The organism is Pseudomonas sp. GL_090 (assembly GCF_057837765.1).
The window spans coordinates 3,400,562-3,419,291 of the sequence record NZ_CM174452.1 but is presented as its reverse complement, the minus strand read 5'-3'; the positions used below and the strand labels follow the sequence as shown (position 1 = coordinate 3,419,291).

General features: G+C 61.3%; 14 protein-coding genes. 9 read left to right on the top strand and 5 right to left on the bottom strand.

What is annotated here, in order from left to right; translation table 11 throughout:
• Positions 1 to 293: 293 nt before the first annotated feature.
• The gene (locus tag AC3ITA_RS15300; RefSeq protein WP_150672877.1) at positions 294 to 1,946 is read left to right on the top strand and encodes an arylsulfatase; all 1,653 of its coding nucleotides are present in this window, start codon (positions 294 to 296) and stop codon (positions 1,944 to 1,946) included.
• Positions 1,947 to 2,040: 94 nt separating this feature from the next.
• On the opposite strand, the gene AC3ITA_RS15295 is transcribed toward AC3ITA_RS15300, so the two are convergent.
• From AC3ITA_RS15295 to AC3ITA_RS15285, 3 genes are all read right to left on the bottom strand, one after another.
• Positions 2,041 to 3,342 carry an NAD(P)/FAD-dependent oxidoreductase gene (locus AC3ITA_RS15295; protein WP_489277689.1) on the bottom strand — a complete coding sequence of 434 codons (1,302 nt, stop codon included), beginning with the start codon at positions 3,340 to 3,342 and terminating at the stop codon, positions 2,041 to 2,043.
• Positions 3,339 to 4,427: a polyamine ABC transporter substrate-binding protein gene (locus tag AC3ITA_RS15290; RefSeq protein WP_150672875.1), complete on the bottom strand. Its 1,089-nt coding sequence runs from the start codon at positions 4,425 to 4,427 to the stop codon at positions 3,339 to 3,341. The genes AC3ITA_RS15295 and AC3ITA_RS15290 overlap by 4 nt, the downstream gene beginning before the upstream one ends.
• Before the next feature lie 148 nt (positions 4,428 to 4,575).
• Complete coding sequence (locus AC3ITA_RS15285; RefSeq protein ID WP_150672874.1) at positions 4,576 to 5,934, bottom strand: glutamine synthetase family protein; 1,359 nt, start codon at positions 5,932 to 5,934, stop codon at positions 4,576 to 4,578.
• Positions 5,935 to 6,096: 162 nt separating this feature from the next.
• Here AC3ITA_RS15285 and AC3ITA_RS15280 point away from each other — a divergent pair, with 162 nt between their 5' ends.
• Positions 6,097 to 7,029 carry a helix-turn-helix domain-containing protein gene (locus tag AC3ITA_RS15280; RefSeq protein WP_095943552.1) on the top strand — a complete coding sequence of 311 codons (933 nt, stop codon included), beginning with the start codon at positions 6,097 to 6,099 and terminating at the stop codon, positions 7,027 to 7,029.
• On the opposite strand, the gene AC3ITA_RS15275 is transcribed toward AC3ITA_RS15280, so the two are convergent.
• Positions 7,026 to 7,622 carry a cupin domain-containing protein gene (locus AC3ITA_RS15275; protein ID WP_150672872.1) on the bottom strand — a complete coding sequence of 199 codons (597 nt, stop codon included), beginning with the start codon at positions 7,620 to 7,622 and terminating at the stop codon, positions 7,026 to 7,028. The genes AC3ITA_RS15280 and AC3ITA_RS15275 overlap by 4 nt on opposite strands.
• 176 nt (positions 7,623 to 7,798) lie before the next feature.
• A complete protein-coding gene (locus AC3ITA_RS15270; RefSeq protein WP_095943550.1) occupies positions 7,799 to 9,754 on the bottom strand; it encodes an oxidoreductase in 1,956 nt (651 codons plus the stop codon).
• Positions 9,755 to 10,068: 314 nt separating this feature from the next.
• On the opposite strand from AC3ITA_RS15270, the gene AC3ITA_RS15265 reads away from it, so the two are divergent.
• The 7 genes from AC3ITA_RS15265 (at position 10,069) to AC3ITA_RS15235 (ending at position 18,338) form a co-directional block, all read left to right on the top strand.
• Positions 10,069 to 11,118: an ABC transporter substrate-binding protein gene (locus AC3ITA_RS15265; protein WP_489277685.1), complete on the top strand. Its 1,050-nt coding sequence runs from the start codon at positions 10,069 to 10,071 to the stop codon at positions 11,116 to 11,118.
• 75 nt (positions 11,119 to 11,193) lie between these two features.
• Positions 11,194 to 11,982, top strand: coding sequence for a class II aldolase/adducin family protein (locus AC3ITA_RS15260; protein ID WP_489277684.1), 789 nt, complete (start codon positions 11,194 to 11,196; stop codon positions 11,980 to 11,982).
• Positions 11,983 to 12,228: 246 nt separating this feature from the next.
• On the top strand, positions 12,229 to 12,876 hold the full coding sequence (locus AC3ITA_RS15255) for a TetR family transcriptional regulator C-terminal domain-containing protein (protein ID WP_095943547.1): 648 nt from the start codon (positions 12,229 to 12,231) through the stop codon (positions 12,874 to 12,876).
• Positions 12,877 to 12,969: 93 nt separating this feature from the next.
• The gene (locus AC3ITA_RS15250; protein WP_095943546.1) at positions 12,970 to 13,686 is read left to right on the top strand and encodes a response regulator; all 717 of its coding nucleotides are present in this window, start codon (positions 12,970 to 12,972) and stop codon (positions 13,684 to 13,686) included.
• A gap of 5 nt (positions 13,687 to 13,691) precedes the next feature.
• Complete coding sequence (locus tag AC3ITA_RS15245) at positions 13,692 to 14,465, top strand: substrate-binding periplasmic protein (RefSeq protein WP_489277681.1); 774 nt, start codon at positions 13,692 to 13,694, stop codon at positions 14,463 to 14,465.
• Positions 14,462 to 16,717 carry an ATP-binding protein gene (locus AC3ITA_RS15240; protein ID WP_489277679.1) on the top strand — a complete coding sequence of 752 codons (2,256 nt, stop codon included), beginning with the start codon at positions 14,462 to 14,464 and terminating at the stop codon, positions 16,715 to 16,717. Before AC3ITA_RS15245 ends, AC3ITA_RS15240 begins: the two co-directional genes overlap by 4 nt.
• Before the next feature lie 208 nt (positions 16,718 to 16,925).
• Complete coding sequence (locus AC3ITA_RS15235) at positions 16,926 to 18,338, top strand: amino acid permease (protein WP_489277678.1); 1,413 nt, start codon at positions 16,926 to 16,928, stop codon at positions 18,336 to 18,338.
• Positions 18,339 to 18,730: the final 392 nt, after the last annotated feature.

The window sequence follows — 18,730 nt, the reverse complement described above, 5'->3', positions numbered from 1 at the left end:
GCGAGCTTAACATTATCCGCCGCCCGGGGATGACTCGACCCAGGGTATTTCATGGGGGAAACAAGCGGCGGACGATTTTTAATTCTTCTGCCGGCCATGCGCGTTTTGATAATAACCGTACTAGGCTGATTCGGGTGCCTTGAGTAGCAACAGGCTTTTCATTTTTTTGGCAGTTGAACGCTTGGAACTAATCAGAGGGCATGGTTTGGGGGTAACTCACCAGGGTCCGGTCTCGGATTACTTGAAATAAAGTCGCCGGCCGCAAGGATCCGTCCCGATAAAGGAAGGTCGCCATGAAAAGACTCTCGCATCGCTCAAGGTTCTACATTGCAGGTTCATTACTGATAGCGCTCAACGGTATGGCCCAGGCAGCACAAACAGAAAAGCCCAATATCCTGTTCATCGTGTCCGACGATACCGGCTACGGTGATCTTGGGCCATACGGTGGCGGGGTCGGTCGAGGCATGCCGACCCCCAGCATCGACGAACTGGCCGCTGAGGGTACAACCTTTTATTCGTTCTACGCGCAACCGAGTTGTACGCCTGGGCGAGCCGCCATGCAGACCGGGCGCATCCCCAATCGCAGCGGCATGACCACCGTGGCCTTTCAGGGTCAGGGCGGTGGTTTGCCCGCCGCTGAATGGACCCTGGCCTCGGTGCTCAAGACCGGCGGCTACGAGACCTACTTCACCGGCAAGTGGCACCTGGGTGAAGCCGACTATGCGATGCCCAATGCCCAGGGCTATGACGTGATGAAGTACGTCGGCCTCTATCACCTCAATGCCTACACCTACGCCGACCCGACCTGGTTCCCCGACATGGACCCGGAAACCCGGGCGATGTTTGCCCAGGTGACCAAGGGCGCACTCTCGGGCAAGGCCGGAGAGAAGCCCGTCGAAGAGTTCAAGATCAACGGCCAGTATGTTGATACGCCGGTCATCGATGGCAAACCCGGTGTCGTCGGGATTCCCTACTTTGACGGCTATGTGGAAAAGGCCGCACTGGAATTCCTCGACACCGCCGCCAAATCCGACAAGCCGTTCTTCATCAACGTCAACTTCATGAAAGTGCACCAGCCGAACCTGCCGGCACCGGAGTTCGTTCATAAGTCGATCTCCAAGTCCAAATACGCCGACTCGGTGGTCGAACTGGATACGCGCATCGGCCATATCATGGACAAGCTCAAGGCGCTGGGCCTGGATAAGAACACGCTGGTGGTCTACACCACCGACAACGGCGCCTGGCAGGACGTTTACCCGGATGCCGGCTACACGCCGTTCCGTGGCACCAAGGGCACCGTGCGCGAGGGCGGCAACCGGGTGCCGGCGATCATGACCTGGCCTGGAAAAATCAAACCGAACGCCAAGAACCACGACATTCTCGGCGGGCTCGATCTGATGGCGACCTTCGCCTCGGTGGCCGGTATCAAGTTGCCGGAGAAGGATCGCGAAGGTCAGCCGATCTTTTTCGACAGCTATGACATGACCCCGGTGATTACCGGCACTGGCCCCAACCCACGCAAAGAGTGGTTCTACTTTACCGAAAACGAGTTATCGCCAGGGGCGGCCCGTGTAGGCAACTACAAAGCCGTGTTCAACCTGCGCGGCGACGATGGTGCCCAAACCGGTGGCTTGGCCGTGGACACCAACCTGGGCTGGAAAGGTGCCACCAAGTACGTGGCGACAGTGCCTCAGGTCTTCGATTTGTACCAGGACCCACAGGAGCGCTATGACATCTTCATGAGTAACGTCACCGAGCGTACCTGGACCATGGTGCCGATCAGTCAGGCGATCAACAAGCTGATGCAGACCTACATCAAGTATCCGCCACGCAAGATGCAAAGCATGACCTATGACGGGCCGATCGAGTTGTCCAAGTATCAGAAGTTCCAGTCGGTTCGGGAGGATTTGCAGAAGGAAGGCATTCACATTCCGATACCTCAATAGGCGTGTCGCAGCGGCCACTTGAGGTCGCTGCAGCCCCCGCCTGACCTGCCGGGACGCCTGAAGCGAGGGACAACTCGCCTCAGGCGCCCGGTGGTCAACCCAGCACTTCCCGCATCCGATACCAGAACATGCCAAGGGCCAGCAAGGGTGAACGCAGAGCGCGTCCGCCGGGGAAGGTCATGTGCGGCACGGCGCTGAACACGTCGAAGCCTTTGCTATGGCCGATATGGATCGCTTCGCCCAACAACTTCGCGCACCAGTGGGTCACGTTCAGTCCATGGCCGGAGTAACCCTGGGCGTAGAACACGTTCGGGTGCTGGCTCAGGCGCCCGACCTGGGGGAAGCGGTTGGCCGAGATGCCGATCTTGCCGCCCCACTGATAGTCGATGCGCACATCGGCCAGTTGCGGGAATACCTTGAGCATCTGCGGGCGCATGTAGGCGCTGATGTCCGAAGGATCGCGCCCGGAGTAATGGCAGGCACCGCCGAACAGCAAACGCCGGTCAGCCGAGAGCCGGTAGTAATCCAGGCCGACTTTCTGGTCGCACAGCGCGACGTTGTGCGGGATCAGTTTTGCCGCGGCATCTTGCGACAACGGCTCGGTGGCGATGATGTAGCTGCCCGCCGGGAGCACCTTGCCGCTGAGCTTCGGTTCCAGTTCTTCGAGGTGCGCGTTGCAGGCCAGCACCAAGGTGTCTGCGCGCACCGTGCCACCGGCGCAACGGACCTGCACCGTGCTGCCATGGATCAACTCCAGCACCGGGCTCTGCTCGAAAATTTGCACCCCAAGGGCCTCGGCAACTTGCGCTTCGCCAAGGACCAGGTTCAGCGGATGCAAATGCCCCGAGCCCATGTCCACCAGGCCACCGGCATACACAGCGGAATTCACCACCTGTTCACGAATTTGCTCCGGTGCCACCAATCGGGTTTCAAAGGCGTAGCCGGATTCAATCAGTTCCGTCTGCTCGGCCTTGAGCGCCTTGAATTGGGCCGGGGTATTGGCCAGCTCGCAAAAGCCCCAGCTCAGATCGCAATCGATACCGTGCTCGCGGACGCGATTGGCCACGACTTGCACCGACTCGGTCCCGGCATGCTCCAGGTATTGCACGCCATCGGCGCCGATGTGCCTGGCGAAACCACTGACGTCATGGCCGATGCCTCGAATCAACTGGCCACCGTTGCGCCCGCTGGCGCCCCAGCCAATTCGCCGGGCTTCCAGCAAGATCACCGAGAGCCCGCGCTGGGCCAGTTCGATGGCGGTGTTGATGCCGGTGAAACCCGCGCCGATCACGCAGACGTCGGCCGTAAGGTCCGAGGCCAGCGCGGGACGCTGCCTCATGCCCTTGGCGGATGCCGCGTACCAGGAGTGGGTGTGTTCCTTGGTGTACTGATTCATTTGTTGGACTTCACTTTGCTCCACGAGCGGGTCATCAGGCGCATGATCGACTGCGGCGGCGTGGTGGAGATGTAGAGTTTGTCGAGGACTTCCTGGGGCGGATAAACCTCGGGGTTGCCGACCAGCTCAGGGTCCATGTACTGCTTGGCGGCCGGGTTCGGGTTGGCGTAGCCGACCGACTCACTGACCTTGGCAATCACTTGCGGGTCCAACAGGTAGTTGATGAAGGCGTGAGCTTCTTTTGGATTGCCGGCGTCGGCGGGGATGGCCAACAAGTCGAACCACAGATTGGCGCCTTCCTTGGGAATGGCGTAGGCGATGTTCACGCCGTTCTTGGCTTCCTTGGCGCGGTTGGCGGCCTGGAACACGTCGCCCGAGTAACCGAACGCCACGCAGATGTCGCCGTTGGCCAGGTCCGAGACGTACTTGGAGGAGTGGAAGTAGGTGATGTAGGGGCGGATCTGCAGCAGCCTGGCTTCGGCCTTTTTGAAGTCCTCGGGGTTTTCGCTGCGCGGGTCCATGCCCATGTAGTTGAGCATCGCCGGGAACACTTCGTCCGCCGAGTCCATCATCGACACGCCGCAGGCACTGAGCTTCTTGATGTTTTCCGGTTCGAACAGCACGGCCCAGGAATCGATCTTGTCGATGCCCAGCACCGCCTTGACCTTGTCGACGTTATAGCCGATGCCGTTGGTGCCCCACAGGTACGGCACAGAGTGTGCGTTGCCCGGATCGTTTTTCTCAAGCAAAGCCAGCAGTTTCGGGTCGAGGTTCTTGAAGTTCGGCAGTTGCTCGCGATCGAGCTTGAGGAACGCGCCGGCCTTCACCTGGCGGGCGAGGAAGTGGTTGGACGGCACCACCACGTCATACCCGGTACGACCGGCGAGCAGTTTGCCTTCCAGGGTTTCGTTGGAATCGAATACGTCGTAGATCACCTTGATCCCGGTCTTGGCCTGGAAGTCGGCGAGGGTGGTTTCGCCGATGTAGTCGGTCCAGTTGTAGACGCTGACCTGTGGCTGGGCCTGGGCAACGGCGCTGAACAGAATCGCCAGCGCGGCCGGGACCACGGATTTCAAAAGACGCATATCGATACCTCTTGGAATTATTGGATTGTTCAGGTGATTCTTTGGTGTTCTGTCGGCCGTCATCGCGAGCAGGCTCGCTCCCACATTTGGAATGCGTTCCCCTGTGGGAGCGAGCCTGCTCGCGAAGGTCTTAAGGACAGCGCAAATCTCAGACGCTGAGCATCAGGAACTCACGCTCCCAGGAGCTGATCACCCGTTTGAAGTTCTCGTGCTCGGCGCGTTTGACCGCGACATAGCCGCGCACGAACTTGCTGCCCAGGTAGCGGCTGACGGTGTCGCATTCTTCCATCTGGGTCAGGGCGTCTTCGATGGTGATCGGCAGGCGCAGGTTGCGACGCTCATAGGCGCGGCCCTCTACCGCGGCGCTCGGCTCGATGCGCTCGACCATGCCCAGGTAACCACACAGCAGGCTGGCGGCGATGGCCAGGTACGGGTTGGCGTCGGCACCCGGCAAGCGGTTTTCCACGCGCATTGCATCGGGGCTGGAAGTCGGCACGCGCAGGCCGACGGTGCGGTTCTCTTCGCCCCATTCGACGTTCACCGGTGCCGAGGTGTCCGGCAGGAAGCGGCGGAACGAGTTGACGTTAGGCGCGAACATCGGCAGCACTTTCGGGATGTACTTCTGCAAACCACCGATGTGATGCAGGAACAGCTCGCTCATGTTGCCATCGGCATCGGCAAAGATCGGCTGGCCCGTGGCAATGTCCACCACGCTCTGGTGAAGGTGCATGGCGCTGCCCGGCTCGTCGCCGACCGGCTTGGCCATGAAGGTTGCCGCCACGTTGTGCTTGAGCGCCGCTTCACGCATGGTGCGCTTGAACACGGTGATCTGGTCGGCCAGGTCCAGCGCGTTGCCGTGACGGAAGTTGATTTCCATCTGCGCCGGGCCGTCCTCGTGGATCAGCGTGTCGAGGTCCAGACCTTGCAGTTCGCACCAGTCATAGACGTCTTCGAACAGCGGGTCGAATTCGTTCGCCGCGTCGATGGAGAACGACTGGCGACCGCTTTCGGCGCGGCCAGAACGGCCCATCGGCGCCTTGAGCGGCAAGTCCGGGTCTTCGCAGCGCTGGGTCAGGTAGAATTCCATTTCCGGCGCGACAATCGGCCGCCAGCCCTTGTCGGTATACAACTGCAGGACTTTCTTCAGCACGTTGCGCGGCGACAGTTCGATCGGGTTGCCGAACTTGTCGAAGGTATCGTGGATCACGATGGCGGTCGGCTCGATGGCCCATGGCACCACGTAGACGGCGTCGGCGTCGGGCTTGCAGACCATGTCGATATCGGCCGGGTCGAGCAGGTCGTAGTAGATGTCGTCGTCGACAAAGTCCCCGGTTACCGTTTGCAACAACACACTTTCCGGCAGGCGCATGCCTCGCTCATGCAGGAACTTGTTGGTGGGTGCGATTTTGCCGCGTGCAATGCCGGTCAGATCGCTGACGACGCACTCGACTTCGGTAATCTTGTGATCTTTCAGCCAAGTGAACAGCTGATCGAAAGGGACATTCATAAAGACCTCGTTATTGGTTTTATTAACGCCAGGAGAGACCGGTTTCATCCGCCGGACACTTCCCCTGTAGCGCGTTGACGACTATCTTGTGCGAGCCTTGCGGTTCCATCTATCCACTTTAAGCAGCACAAAGCGCACCAAAAGAGTGCGCAAGGTCGCCCCATGACAGGTTCCACTTCCCTTCAGGTCCAAGCGTTCAACACCGCCGATGTCGCCGAGCAAATCCGCGCCACGCCAGGTTGGGTGCAGCAATACCAGCAGATGTCGCCTGGGCATTTCGCAGGCCTGGTGCGTTATCTGGATCTGCAGGGCGTGGAAATTTACGAAGAGTCGATGAACACCCGGGTCGAGCAGAATTTCAGCGCGCCCCAGGGCTCGTTGTCGTTCTGTTTTGATCGCGGCGACAACGCGCTGTACGTGTTGAATGGCGAAAGCCGCAACATCTGGATCACCCCGGAGAACTACCAGGAAATCGCCGTGGTGTTCGGGCCGGAGTTTGTAAAGCGCCACAGCCTCGACATCGCCAGGCTCGAAGGGCTGTTCATGGCACCGCTCAACTCCCGGCAGAACGCGCTGTTTTGCCGTTGGCTCAGCGGGACCTTGACGCGGCTGTCGCAGACCTTCGATCCACCAAGTCGCGAAGCGCTGACCCAGCAACTGCTGGAAGATTGCCTGTTCATCCTCGACAACGCCTGTGTCGGCCTCGACCAGGGCGCGTTGCAGCGCCGTGCCGGGGAGCGGTCGATCATGAAGCGGGTAGGGGAATGGGCGGCGGACACCCCGGAAGAACACCTCAACCTGCTGGAGTTGTCCCAGGTCGCGGGGGTTTCACTGCGCCAGTTGCAGCATGCGTTCAAAACCTACACCGGCATGTCGCCGACCCAATGGTTGCGCCTGCGCCGCCTCAACAGCGCCCGTCGCGAATTGCTCAGCCGCACGCCGATGCAAACCACCGTGGCCGAAGTGGCGATGCATTGGTCGTTCTGGCATCTGGGGCGGTTTTCCAGCAGCTACCGCGCGTTGTTCAACGAGCTGCCGAGCGACACCCTCAAGCGTGCGAGTACCACTCAGGCAAACAGTCGCAGCCGACGTTAGAACGTCGGCGGCGTAATCACCCAGATCACCACTGCATCGACATCGCCGGGGTTGCCGTAGCGGTGCGGTTCCTGGCTGGAAAAGCTGAAGCTGTCGCCTTCATTGAGCTGGAAATGGCGCTCGCCGACCCACAACTCGAAACGCCCCGAGAGCAAGTAGCCGGCTTCTTCTCCGTCGTGGCTGTAGCTTTGCTGGCTGTAGGTGCCGGGCGGGAAACGCGAGTGGAGCATTTCCAGTTGACGGTTGGCCTGCGGTGTCAGCAACTGGTCGACGATGCCGTCTTCGTAGTGCACGTTCAGGCGGCTGTTCTTGCGCACCACGACGCCGTCATCCTCTGGCGCGGTGACTGCTTCACTGGCGAAGAACCACTGGATGGTAACGCCGAGGCTGCGGGCAATGTTGAACAGCGCCGGAATCGACGGGTAGGCGAGGTTGCGTTCCAGCTGGCTGATGTAGCCGGCGGTGAGTTCGCTCTGTTGCGCCAGTTCCGCCAGGGTCATGCCCCGGCGCTTGCGCAGGCCGCGAATGCGCGTGCCGAGAAAATGCGGTTCGGCGCTGCCGGTTGCGGGCTGTGACTTGCTGTTGTTGCTCATGGAAAATTCCGAACCGGGAAGGGGCCACATCCCCCTGTAGGAGCGAGCCTGCTCGCGATGGTCGTTAACGATAACGCTGGAAGCCTGACACCCAGCGGTGTTCTCGGGTTCATCGCGAGCAGGCTCGCTCCTGCAGGGGCGTTGTTAGCCGTTAAAGCCCCGGAGTATAAACAGCCTTAAAGCTCCCACGCGACTTTCAGGCCTTCATAAATCGCTTCTTCGGCGGTACGCGGTGCCAGGCAGTCGCCGATTCGGCGAAACTCCACCAGCCCTTGCAACTCAGCGCCCAGGGTATCCACCGGTTGATGCCCCTGGCACAGCACCAGCGTATCGATGTTTTCCATCAACATCGGTTCGCCACTGGCGGTGTGTTGCAGGTACACCGTGTTGTCATCGCAGCCATACAGCCTCGCGTAAGGGGTGATCGGCACACCCAGCTTATGCAGCTCGCCGGCCAGTTGATCGCGCACGTACAGCGGCAGGTTTTCCCCGCAATGGGTGCCGTTGACCGCCAGTTGCACCTGGTGCCCGGCGCGCACCAGCCGTTCGGCGATACCGGGACCGATCCAGTCGCAACGCCAGTCGACCACCACCACTGAGCGGCCGATCCGTACTTCATCGCGCAGCACTTGCCAGGCGTCCACCACCTGCAATTCACCGCCGCGCTCGAAGGGCGGCCAGTAGGGCTCGGCTCCGGTAGCGACGATCACCACGTGCGGTTTTTCCTGCTCCACCAGTGCCCGGTCGACTCGGGTATTGCGCACCACGCGCACGCCGGCCAGTTCCATTTCTCGCTGCAGGTTGGTACTCGCTCCGCCGAACTCGCTGCGCCGTGGCAGCAGTTGCGCGAGCAATACCTGACCGCCCAGTTGCGAATTGGCTTCGTACAGCGTCACCTCATGGCCGCGCTGGGCCGCGACGGTGGCGGCTTTCATCCCGGCCGGTCCACCGCCGGCGATCATGATGCGTTTGCGCTGTGGCGCTTGTCGGCGTTCGCCGAAGACCAGTTCGCGCCCGGTTTCCGGGTGCTGGATGCAGGAAATCGGCAAGCCCTTGTGGAAGTGGCCGATGCAGGCCTGATTGCAGGCAATGCAAGCCCGCACGTCTTCGACGCGGCCGGTGTCGGTCTTGTTGGGCATTTGCGGATCGCAGATCAGCGCCCGGGTCATGCCGCACACATCGGCCTGGCCGCGAGCCAGAATCAGCTCGGCTTCCTGGGGCTGGTTGATGCGCCCGGTGACGAACAGCGGAATGTCCAGACTGGCCTTGAAAGTTCCGGCTTCCCTGGCCAGGTACGCCGCTTCGATCGCCATGGGCGGCACGATATGCACCGCGCCACCAAGGGAAGCCGAGGTGCCGGCGACGATATGCACGTAATCAAGCTGCGCTTGCAGTGACTGCACGGCGGCCAGGGATTCGTCCTCGGTCAGGCCCTCAGGGTCGCGCTCGTCGGCGGAGATGCGCAGGCCGACGATGAACTGCTCGTCGGTCGCCTCGCGCACAGCGGCTATGACCTCGCGCAGAAAACGCAAACGCTGCTCCAGTTCGCCGTTGTAGCCATCGGTACGCCGGTTGACCCGCGGATTGATGAATTGCGCCGGCAGGTAACCGTGGCTGGCCACGACCTCGACGCCATCGATGCCTGCCTGGTGCAGGCGCCGGGCGGCAGCGGCATAACCGGCGACGATCTCGTCGATCATCGCCTGGTCCAGCGCGCGGGGCATCACCCGGAACCGTTCGTTGGGCACCGACGATGCAGAGTAGGCCACCGCCAGCAGGCCATCGCTGGACTCCATGATCTCCCGCCCCGGATGGAACACCTGGGACAACACCACAGTGCCGTGGGCATGGCAGGTTCGCGCCAGTTTGCGGTAGCCCTCGATGCATGCATCGTCGGTGGCCATCAGCACGTGGGAGGTGTAGCGCGCACTGTCATGCACGCCAGCCACCTGCAGCACGATCAGCCCCGCACCGCCTTCGGCACGCGCCCGGTGATAGGCGATCAATTGTTCATTGACCAGGTTGTCGGTGGGCATCGAGGTGTCGTGTCCGCTGGACATGATGCGGTTCTTCAGGCGCTTGCCACGGATCTCCAGGGGTTCGAACAGGTGCGCGAAGGCGGGTGTCGGCATGGTGCGATTACTCCAGGCAGGCTGCTCTTTGTAGGCGCGAGCCTGCTCGCGATGGTCGTCAACGATAACGCTGGGTATCTGATACCCCGCGGCGTTCTCAGGTCCCTCGCGAGCAGGCTCGCTCCTACAGAGGCATCAGGTTTCGGTTGTTATTATTGGTCTATAGAAGTTTACCTTCAGTAAAAAATCAACTTGTTTTTTTACTGTGGCGTGGAGTAGTTTCATCTCGAGCCCGCTCCCGGGCCGAACCTCACAACAATAAAAAAGGGCTGCGCGGGCCTTGGGTCCCGTGGCACCTGCAAGAGGAACCATTGATGAAATCGCACATGCTCAAGCACGGTTTTTATCCCTTGGTGTTGTCCGTGGCCATGGGCCTGGGCAGTGCTCAGGCAGCATCGGACATGGTAGTGGTCGGATACGGCGGAGCCGGACAAAAAGCCCAGGACGTGGCGTTCTTTCAACCCTTCGCCGCCGTGGATCAAAGCAAGGTGATCCAGAGCGAATACAACGGCGAGATGGCCAAGATCAAAGTGATGGTCGACACCGGCAACGTCGACTGGGATGTGGTGCAGATCGAAGGCCCGGACCTGATGCGCGGCTGCGAGGAAGGCATGTATGAGCGCCTGGACTGGACTCGCCTGGGCCACGCCGACCAGTTGATTCCCGAAGCGGCGCAGGAATGCGGTTCCGCTGCGCTGGTGTGGAGCGTGGCCATTGCCTACGACACTGACAAACTGGCCCAGGTCCCGACCTCGTGGGCAGATTTTTGGGACGTGAAGAAAACCCCTGGCAAGCGTGGGCTGCGTAAACGCGCGGTGTACAACCTGGAATTCGCCTTGCTGGCCGACGGGGTGAAAACCGAAGACGTCTACAAGGTGCTCGGCACCCCGCAGGGCGTGGACCGGGCATTCGCCAAACTCACTGAACTCAAGCCTTACATCCAGTGGTGGGAGGCGGGCGCACAACCGCCGCAATGGCTGACCGCCGGCGATGTGGTGATGACCTCGACCTACAGCGGGCGCATCGCCGACGCCGCACAGAAAGGCAGCCACCTCGCTCTGGTGTGGCCTGGCAGCCTGTACGGCATGGACTACTGGGCGATCATCAAAGGGTCCAGACATGTGGATCAGGCCAAGCGCTTTATTGCCTTCGCCAACCAGCCGGACGCCCAGGTCAACTACGTGCAGCAGATCCCCTACGGCCCGACCAACACCCAGGCCGCCGCGCGGCTGGACGACAAACTGGCGCAATGGGTGCCCACTGCGCCACAGAACCTCAAGGGTGCACTGTCGATGAACGTGGGTTTCTGGGTCGATCATGGTGAGGAGCTCGAAGAACGCTTCAATGCATGGGCCAGTAAATAACCGCCCGCGGCTGGACGCAGGGAAGCGTCCAGCATTACTGTCTGCCCCAGCCGATCAGTGTGGAGAACTCCAATAATGAACAATATTCAGATGGCACCGACTGCTGAACGCAGCGCCACCGAACAGCGCCTGCGTGAGGAACTGGCAGCCTGTTATCGCTTGATTGCGCACTTTCGCATGACCGATCTGATCTTCACCCACATCTCGATGCGCATTCCGGGGCCGGAGCATCACTTTCTGATCAACCCTTACGGGCTGATGTTCGATGAAATCACCGCGTCCAATCTGGTCAGGATTGACCTCAATGGCCATGCCGTGGAGCCTTCGCCGTACCCGGTCAACCCGGCCGGCTTCGTGATCCACAGCGCCATCCATGGCGCCCGTGAAGATGCGCAATGCGTGCTGCATACCCACACCAAATCCGGTTGCGCGGTGGCGGCGTTGAAGTGCGGACTATTGCCGGTGAACCAGATTTCCATGGAATTCTATGGCCGGGTTGCCTACCACGACTACGAGGGCGTGGCGCTGGACCTGAGCGAGCAGCAACGTCTGGTGGCGGATCTGGGTGACAAGTCGGTACTGATGTTGCGCAACCATGGTTTGTTGACAGTGGGCGAGACGGTGAGCCAGGCGTTCCTGCGCATGCATTACCTGGAAAAGGCCTGTGAAATTCAGTTGGCGGCCATGGCTGCCGGTGAGTTGGTGCTGCCGCCGGCGGAGGTTTGCGCGCATACCGAGCGGCAGTTCAACGACCCCGGTCGGCCACTGGAAGAAGGCCAACTCGCGGATCCGGATGCCATGCAACTGGCCTGGGCGGCGTTGTTGCGGTTGCTGGATCGAGTGGCGCCGGGTTACCGCGACTGATCCAGATCCTGTGTTGAATGGACTAACGCCATCGCGAGCAAGCTCGCTCCCACAGGGGATTTGCGTCGTACACCAAATATGTGGTCACCCGGATCAAAGGTGGGAGCGAGCCTGCTCGCGATGGGCGCGCCACGGTCCATCTGGCTTACACCCGACTGGAGACTTGGCCCGCTCTTGCTGTACAGTCGTTCAGCCCGCCGCTAACCCGCACAGGCCTGAACGATTGAACCAAGGAGCGTGTCGCCCATGAATCAGGAAGCCCGTTTTTCCCGCATGGAACCGGAGTTGCGCAAAGCCAACCTGATCGAGGCGACGCTGGTGTGCCTCAAGCGTCATGGTTTCCAGGGCGCGTCGATCCGCAAGATATCCGCCGAGGCCGGGGTTTCGGTGGGGCTGATCAGCCATCACTATTCCGGTAAGGATGAACTGGTGGCCGAGGCCTACATGGCGATCACCGGACGGGTCATGACCTTGCTGCGCGATGCCATGGAGCAAGCCGCGCCGAATGCCCGAGAGCGCTTGTCGGCGTTTTTCCGCGGGTCGTTTTCCGCCGAGCTGCTCGATCCGCAACTGATCGATGCCTGGCTGGCGTTCTGGGGTGCGGTGAAAACCGCCGAGGCCATTAACCAGGTCCACGATCATTCCTATGGCGAGTATCGCGGCATCCTCGGCAGGGTGCTGGCGGAACTGGCTCGGGAGGAGGGTTGGGAAAACTTCGACGCCGACCTCGCGGCTATCAGCCTCAGTGCCTTGCTCGACGGCTTGTGGCTGGAGTTCGGGCTGAACTCGGGTACCTTCACGCCGCAGCAGGGCATCCAGATTTGCGAGGCCTGGGTCGACGGGTTACAGGCCGGCGGACGCCAGCGTTTTTGCGTGCGGACGAGCGACTGTTGATCAGTTGTTCAGTACTGGATACTCTCTGGCGCCGATGCAGGAAAACACTCCAATAAGAAACGGGCCCTCAGGGCCTATGCCGGACACCAAGCGATGACTCCTCGGGTATTGATCGTCGATGACGATCCGCTGATTCGCGATCTGCTGCACGCCTACCTGTCCCAGGAAGGCTACGACGTCCACTGCGCCGCCACGGCGGAACTGGCGGAAACCTTCCTCGCCAGCCAGAGCGTCGACCTGGTGATGCTCGACATCCGCCTGCCGGGCAAGGACGGCCTGACCCTGACCCGCGAGCTGCGGGTGCGCTCGGAAGTCGGGATCATCCTGATCACCGGGCGCAACGACGAAATCGACCGCATCGTCGGCCTCGAATGCGGCGCCGATGACTACGTGATCAAACCCCTCAACCCAAGGGAACTGGTGTCCCGGGCGAAAAACCTGATCCGCCGGGTACGTCATGCGCAAACGCCTGCGCCGGTCGTCGCTGCGGCCAAACCGGTCAAGCAATTCGCCGACTGGTCGCTGGACACCGACCGCCGTCGCCTGATCGATCCTTCGGGCAGCGAAACCCTGCTGACCCACGGCGAGTACCAGTTGCTCAGCGTGTTCCTGCGTAACAGCGGCCACACCCTCAGCCGCGATCAGTTGATGGACCAGATCCGCAACCGCGAGTGGGTGCCCAACGACCGCTCCATCGACGTGCTGGTCGGGCGCCTGCGCCGCAAGTTGCACGACGATCCGGCCGAACCCCAGTTGATCATCACCATTCACGGCGCCGGTTACCTGTTCACCGCCAGCGTGGCGGCCTGAAGCTGATGGCGCGATGGCTTTGCCTGCTGGCGATGCTGGTGGCCGGCCATGCCGTCGCGGCGGACAAGGTTCGCTATTGCGATTACCCGGTGTACCCGCCGGTCTCATGGAGTGATGGCAAGCAGGTGCGCGGCCTGGCGCCGAGCGTGGTGAAGAACCTGTTTGGCCAGTTGGGTTACGAGGTCGAGATAGTCGTGCTGGGTAACTGGAAACGCTGTCTGCTGGACGCCGCCGAAGGCCGGGTCGATGTGGTGCTGGCCTACAGCACCGCGCAACGGGAGCAAAGCATGCTGTTCTCGACGGTGCCGGTATTGCGCGAAGAAGTGGCGCTGTTCATCAACCGCCGGCATCCGGTGAAATTCGAACAGCTGGACGACCTGGCCCGTTACCGTGGCGGCCTGTTGTTCGGCGAGAGCTATGGTGTGGAGTTCGATCGCATGGTTGCGCGCAACAACAATATCGAATGGGTGTCCGACAGCCGCCAGAACTTCGGCAAGCTGATTCGCGGGCGTATCGATTTCATCACCCAGGAGCGACGCACCGGCCAGCTGTACGTGGAAAACCTGCCCGGCGGCCAGGACATCGTTGCCTTGCCCAAGGCATTGAACGTGGACTATCTGCGGGTCGCCGTGTCGCGGCACTCGCCCTTGGCCGCTCGCATGCCCGAGATCAATGCGCAGTTGCAGCGGATGGTCGATGCCGGTGACATCGAGCGCTGGCTCAACGAAAGCGAAGTGACCTACCGCGACATGATCAACCTGCCGGCGGATGCGCAATGATTCGCGCCCGTCCCGGTGGACTGCTGCGGCGCCTGTTGCTGTTCATTCTGTTGTTCAGCCTGTGCTTCACCGTGCTGGCCAGCAGCGTGCAACTGTACATCGAGTATCGACGGGAAATGCGCGACATCGATTCGCGCATGGAGCTGATCCGCGCCGGCTACCTGGCCAGCCTGGAACGCAGCCTCTGGGATTTGAATCAGGAGCAATTGAACGTGCAGTTGCGCGGGCTGGTGGACTTCTCCGACGTCGCCCGGGTGCACTTGACCAGCGCCGATTTCGATCTGATTCAGGGCAATCCACACCCCACGGGGCCGATGCGCATCGAGCGCTTTGTCCTGGACTATCAGCCGCCATCCGGCCCTTTGCGCAATCTTGGCGAGCTGGAAGTGAGCACGGATCTGGGCGCGGTGTACCAGCGTCTCTACGCCACCGGTTTGACCAGTTTGTTGTGGATGGCGGTGTTTCTCTGCGGCCTGGCCGTGGCGTTGTCGGGCTTGTTTTATCGACTGGTGACCCGGCACCTGAAAGTCATGGCCGAGTTTGCCCGGCGCATCGCCGCCGGTGAATGGCACGAGCCCCTGCACCTGGACAAGCGTCACGGCAGCGACGAAATCGATACCGTGGCCCATGCGCTGGACGATATGCGCCGGGCGATCCTGCGGGACATCGAGCGCCGGGAAACCGATCGTCTGGCCTTGCAGGACAACCGTGACGAATTGCTGAAAATGGTCGAGCGCCGCACCGCCAGCCTGATGCGCGCCAAAGACGAGGCGGAAGCGGCCAACCTTGCCAAGTCGCGGTTCCTGGCGACCATGAGCCACGAACTGCGCACGCCCCTCAATGGCATTCTCGGCATGGCCGAGCTGCTGCGCGGCGCGCGTCTGGACGCCCAGGACGGCAAACGCCTGGATGCCTTGCACAAGGCTGGCGAAGGCTTGCTGACGATCCTCAACGAAGTGCTGTATTTCGCCAAGCTGGAGGAGGGCGTCAGCCATCCCGAACCGGTGGATTTCTCATTGCGCCAGTTGCTCGACGAGGTACTCACGCTGTTGGAACCGCGAGCGCTGAACAACGACACGATCCTCAGTTGCCGCATCGATCAGCGCATTGCCGAGCATCACCACGGCGCCGAGCAGTTCCTGCGTCAGGTACTGAGCAACCTGCTGGCCAACGCGATCAAGTTCACCGAAGGCGGCGAAGTCAGCGTCGAGGTAGCACTTCTCAGCGAAACCGGCGAGCAGACGGGGCAGCGGCTGCGGGTCAGTGTCACGGACGACGGCATCGGCATTGCCCCTTTGATGCAGGCGAAGATTTTCGAGCGTTTCACCCAGGCCAGCGAAGAAGTTGCGCAACGTTTTGGTGGCACCGGGCTGGGGTTGGCCATCTGCAAACATCTGGTGGAGCAGATGGGCGGCCGTATCGGCGTGAACAGTGAAGAGGGGCGCGGCAGTTGTTTCTGGTTCGAGCTGTCCCTGCAACCGGCCAGCGGCGTGGCTCAGGCCCCGCCTGTGCGGGCGGCGGGGCCGGCACTGAACATCCTGGTGGTCGAAGACGTGGCGCTCAACCGCGAAGTGGCCAAGGGCTTGCTGCAACGGGACGGCCACCGGGTGTGGCTCGCCGAAGAAGCGGATCAGGCACTGCAACACTGCGCGGCGCGGGTGTTCGATCTGATGCTGCTGGACGTGCACCTGCCGGGCATCAGCGGCGTCGAGTTATGCCGGCAGATCCGCCACAGCGACGGGCCGAACCGCCATACGCGCATTTTCGCCCTGACCGCCAGCGTGCAACCGGCACTGGTGCGCGGTTATCTGGAGGCCGGCATGGACGGTGTCCTGGCCAAGCCCTTGAAGCTGGAAAACCTGCGCCAGGTGCTGGAAGGGCAGGCGCCCGTGGCCGAGTCGCTGCCGAGCGATGAGGCAATGGACTGGCCGCTGTTGCAGACTCATCGCAGTCTGCTCGGCGAGCAAAAAGTCCAGAGTTTGCTGGCGGTACTGCGTGACTCGATTCTTCAGCACCGCGATGCGCTGCATGAAGCCATTGCCGCCGACGACTGCACCGAGGTCGCGCAACTGGCGCACCGTCTGGCCGGCAGTTGCGACTCGCTGGGGTTTCGCTTACTGGCCACGATGCTCAGGGCGCTGGAGACGTTGGCCTTGGGCAGCGATGAATCGGCGATCCGCCACATGAGCCTCGCGCTGGATGAACAAATGCAGCAGGCACTGACCACCCTGAAAGGCCTGTTGCAGAGCTGACGTACAAGTTTGTTACGACTTTGTACAACTTCGATCTTTACGGTCAACGCGAACTTACATGGCTTTCCAATAATCGACGCAACCGCCGCAGCGCGGTCTTCGAAGCTTATTGGAGATAATAATAATGACTTGCCGCAAAGCTGATCCCTCCCTGCGCCGTGACGTCCTGTCGCGCGCTGCACACCTCACCGACTGCTGAGGTGCCGACATGAACGAAAACACTGATCGTAAAGGCATACAGCTGACCCGCGCCCTCAAGAGCCGGCACATCTTCATGCTGTCGTTGGGCGGTGTCATCGGCACCGGGTTGTTCATGGGCTCTGGCGTGACCATCAATCAGGGCGGCCCGGTGGGGGCGATCCTGGCTTACCTGGTCGCGGGTTTCCTGATGTACCTGGTGATGGTCTGCCTGGGCGAACTGTCGGTGCAGATGCCGGTGTCCGGTTCGTTCCAGACCCACGCCACAAAATACATCGGCCCGGCCACCGGGTTCATGATCGGCTGGGTGTACTGGATGAGCTGGGCCACCACCGTGGGCCTGGAGTTCACCGCCGCCGGCATGCTGATGACCCGCTGGTTTCCGGCGGTGCCGATCTGGTATTGGTCAGCGCTGTTCGTGGTGGTGCTGTTCGGTATCAATGCCATGGCGACCCGCGCCTTTGGTGAAGCCGAATACTGGTTCTCGGGGATCAAGGTCGCGGCGATTCTCGGTTTCATCGTGGTCGGCGTGCTGGTGATTTTCGGCGTGGTCCCCCTGAGCAGTGGCGCACCGGCGCCGATGGCGAGCAACCTGATCGGCGATTCGTTGTTCCCCAACGGCCTGTCGGCGGTGTTCGCGGTGATGATGACCGTGGTCTACGCGTTCCAGGGTTGCGAGATCATGGGCGTGGCGGCCGGTGAAACCGATCAGCCGGAAAAGAGCATTCCCCGCGCCGTGCGCAACGTGGTGTTCCGTGTGCTGATCTTCTACGTGCTGGCGATCATCGTGCTGTCGGCCATCGTGCCGTGGCAGCAGGCCGGCCTGATGGAAAGCCCGTTCGTGCAGGTGTTCGACATGGTCGGCATTCCTTATGCGGCCGACCTGATGAACTTCGTGATCCTCACTGCGATCCTGTCGGTGGGCAACTCCGGCCTGTATGCCTCGACGCGCATCCTGTGGGCGATGTCGAAAACCGGCATGGCGCCGAAAAGCCTGTCGACATTGAGCAAACGTGGCGTACCGCTGCGCGCCTTGAGCATCACCCTGTGCTTCGCGCTGGTGTCGCTGATGACCAGCTTCGTCGCCGCCGACACCTTGTTCATGGTGCTGATGGCGGTGAGCGGCATGTCCGGCACCGTGACCTGGATTGTCATCGCGCTGGCGCAGTACAAGTTCCGCAAGGCCTGGCTGCGTGACGGCAACAAACTCAGCGACCTGAAATACCGCGCACCGTGGTTCCCGGTGTTGCCGCTGATGTGCATCACGCTGTGCTGCTCGCTGTTCGTGTTCCTGGCCCTGGATGAAACCCAGCGTCCGTCGCTGTATTGGGGCTTTGGCTTCATTGCCCTGTGCTATGGCGCGTACTTCCTGATCCATCGCAAACGCCAGGGGGTGCTGGCGCCGAGCTTGCCGACTACTTGATGCCCTGAAATAACACCATCCCCTGTGGGAGCCAGCCTGCTGGCGATAGCGGTGTATCAGTCAACAGAGATGTTGAATGTGATGCCGCCTTCGCGGGCAAGCCCGCTCCCACAGTGTTTTGTGACATCCACAGCTTCTATGCACACCGCAGATTCCCTGTAGGAGCGAGCCTGCTCGCGATGGTCGTCAACGATAACGCGGGCTGTCTGGTTTCCCGCGGTGGTCTTACGTCCCTCGCGAGCAGGCTCGCTCCTACAGGGGGGTTGTGGGGGAGGGAAAGACCGCGTGTCGCCAGTTGTTCGAAGTTGTAACAGCGCCTACGGCCTACACTCGCCAATCTTGAAATAATTCAATAAAACCAATGTGTTATCGAATTATTGCGCTTGTTACAG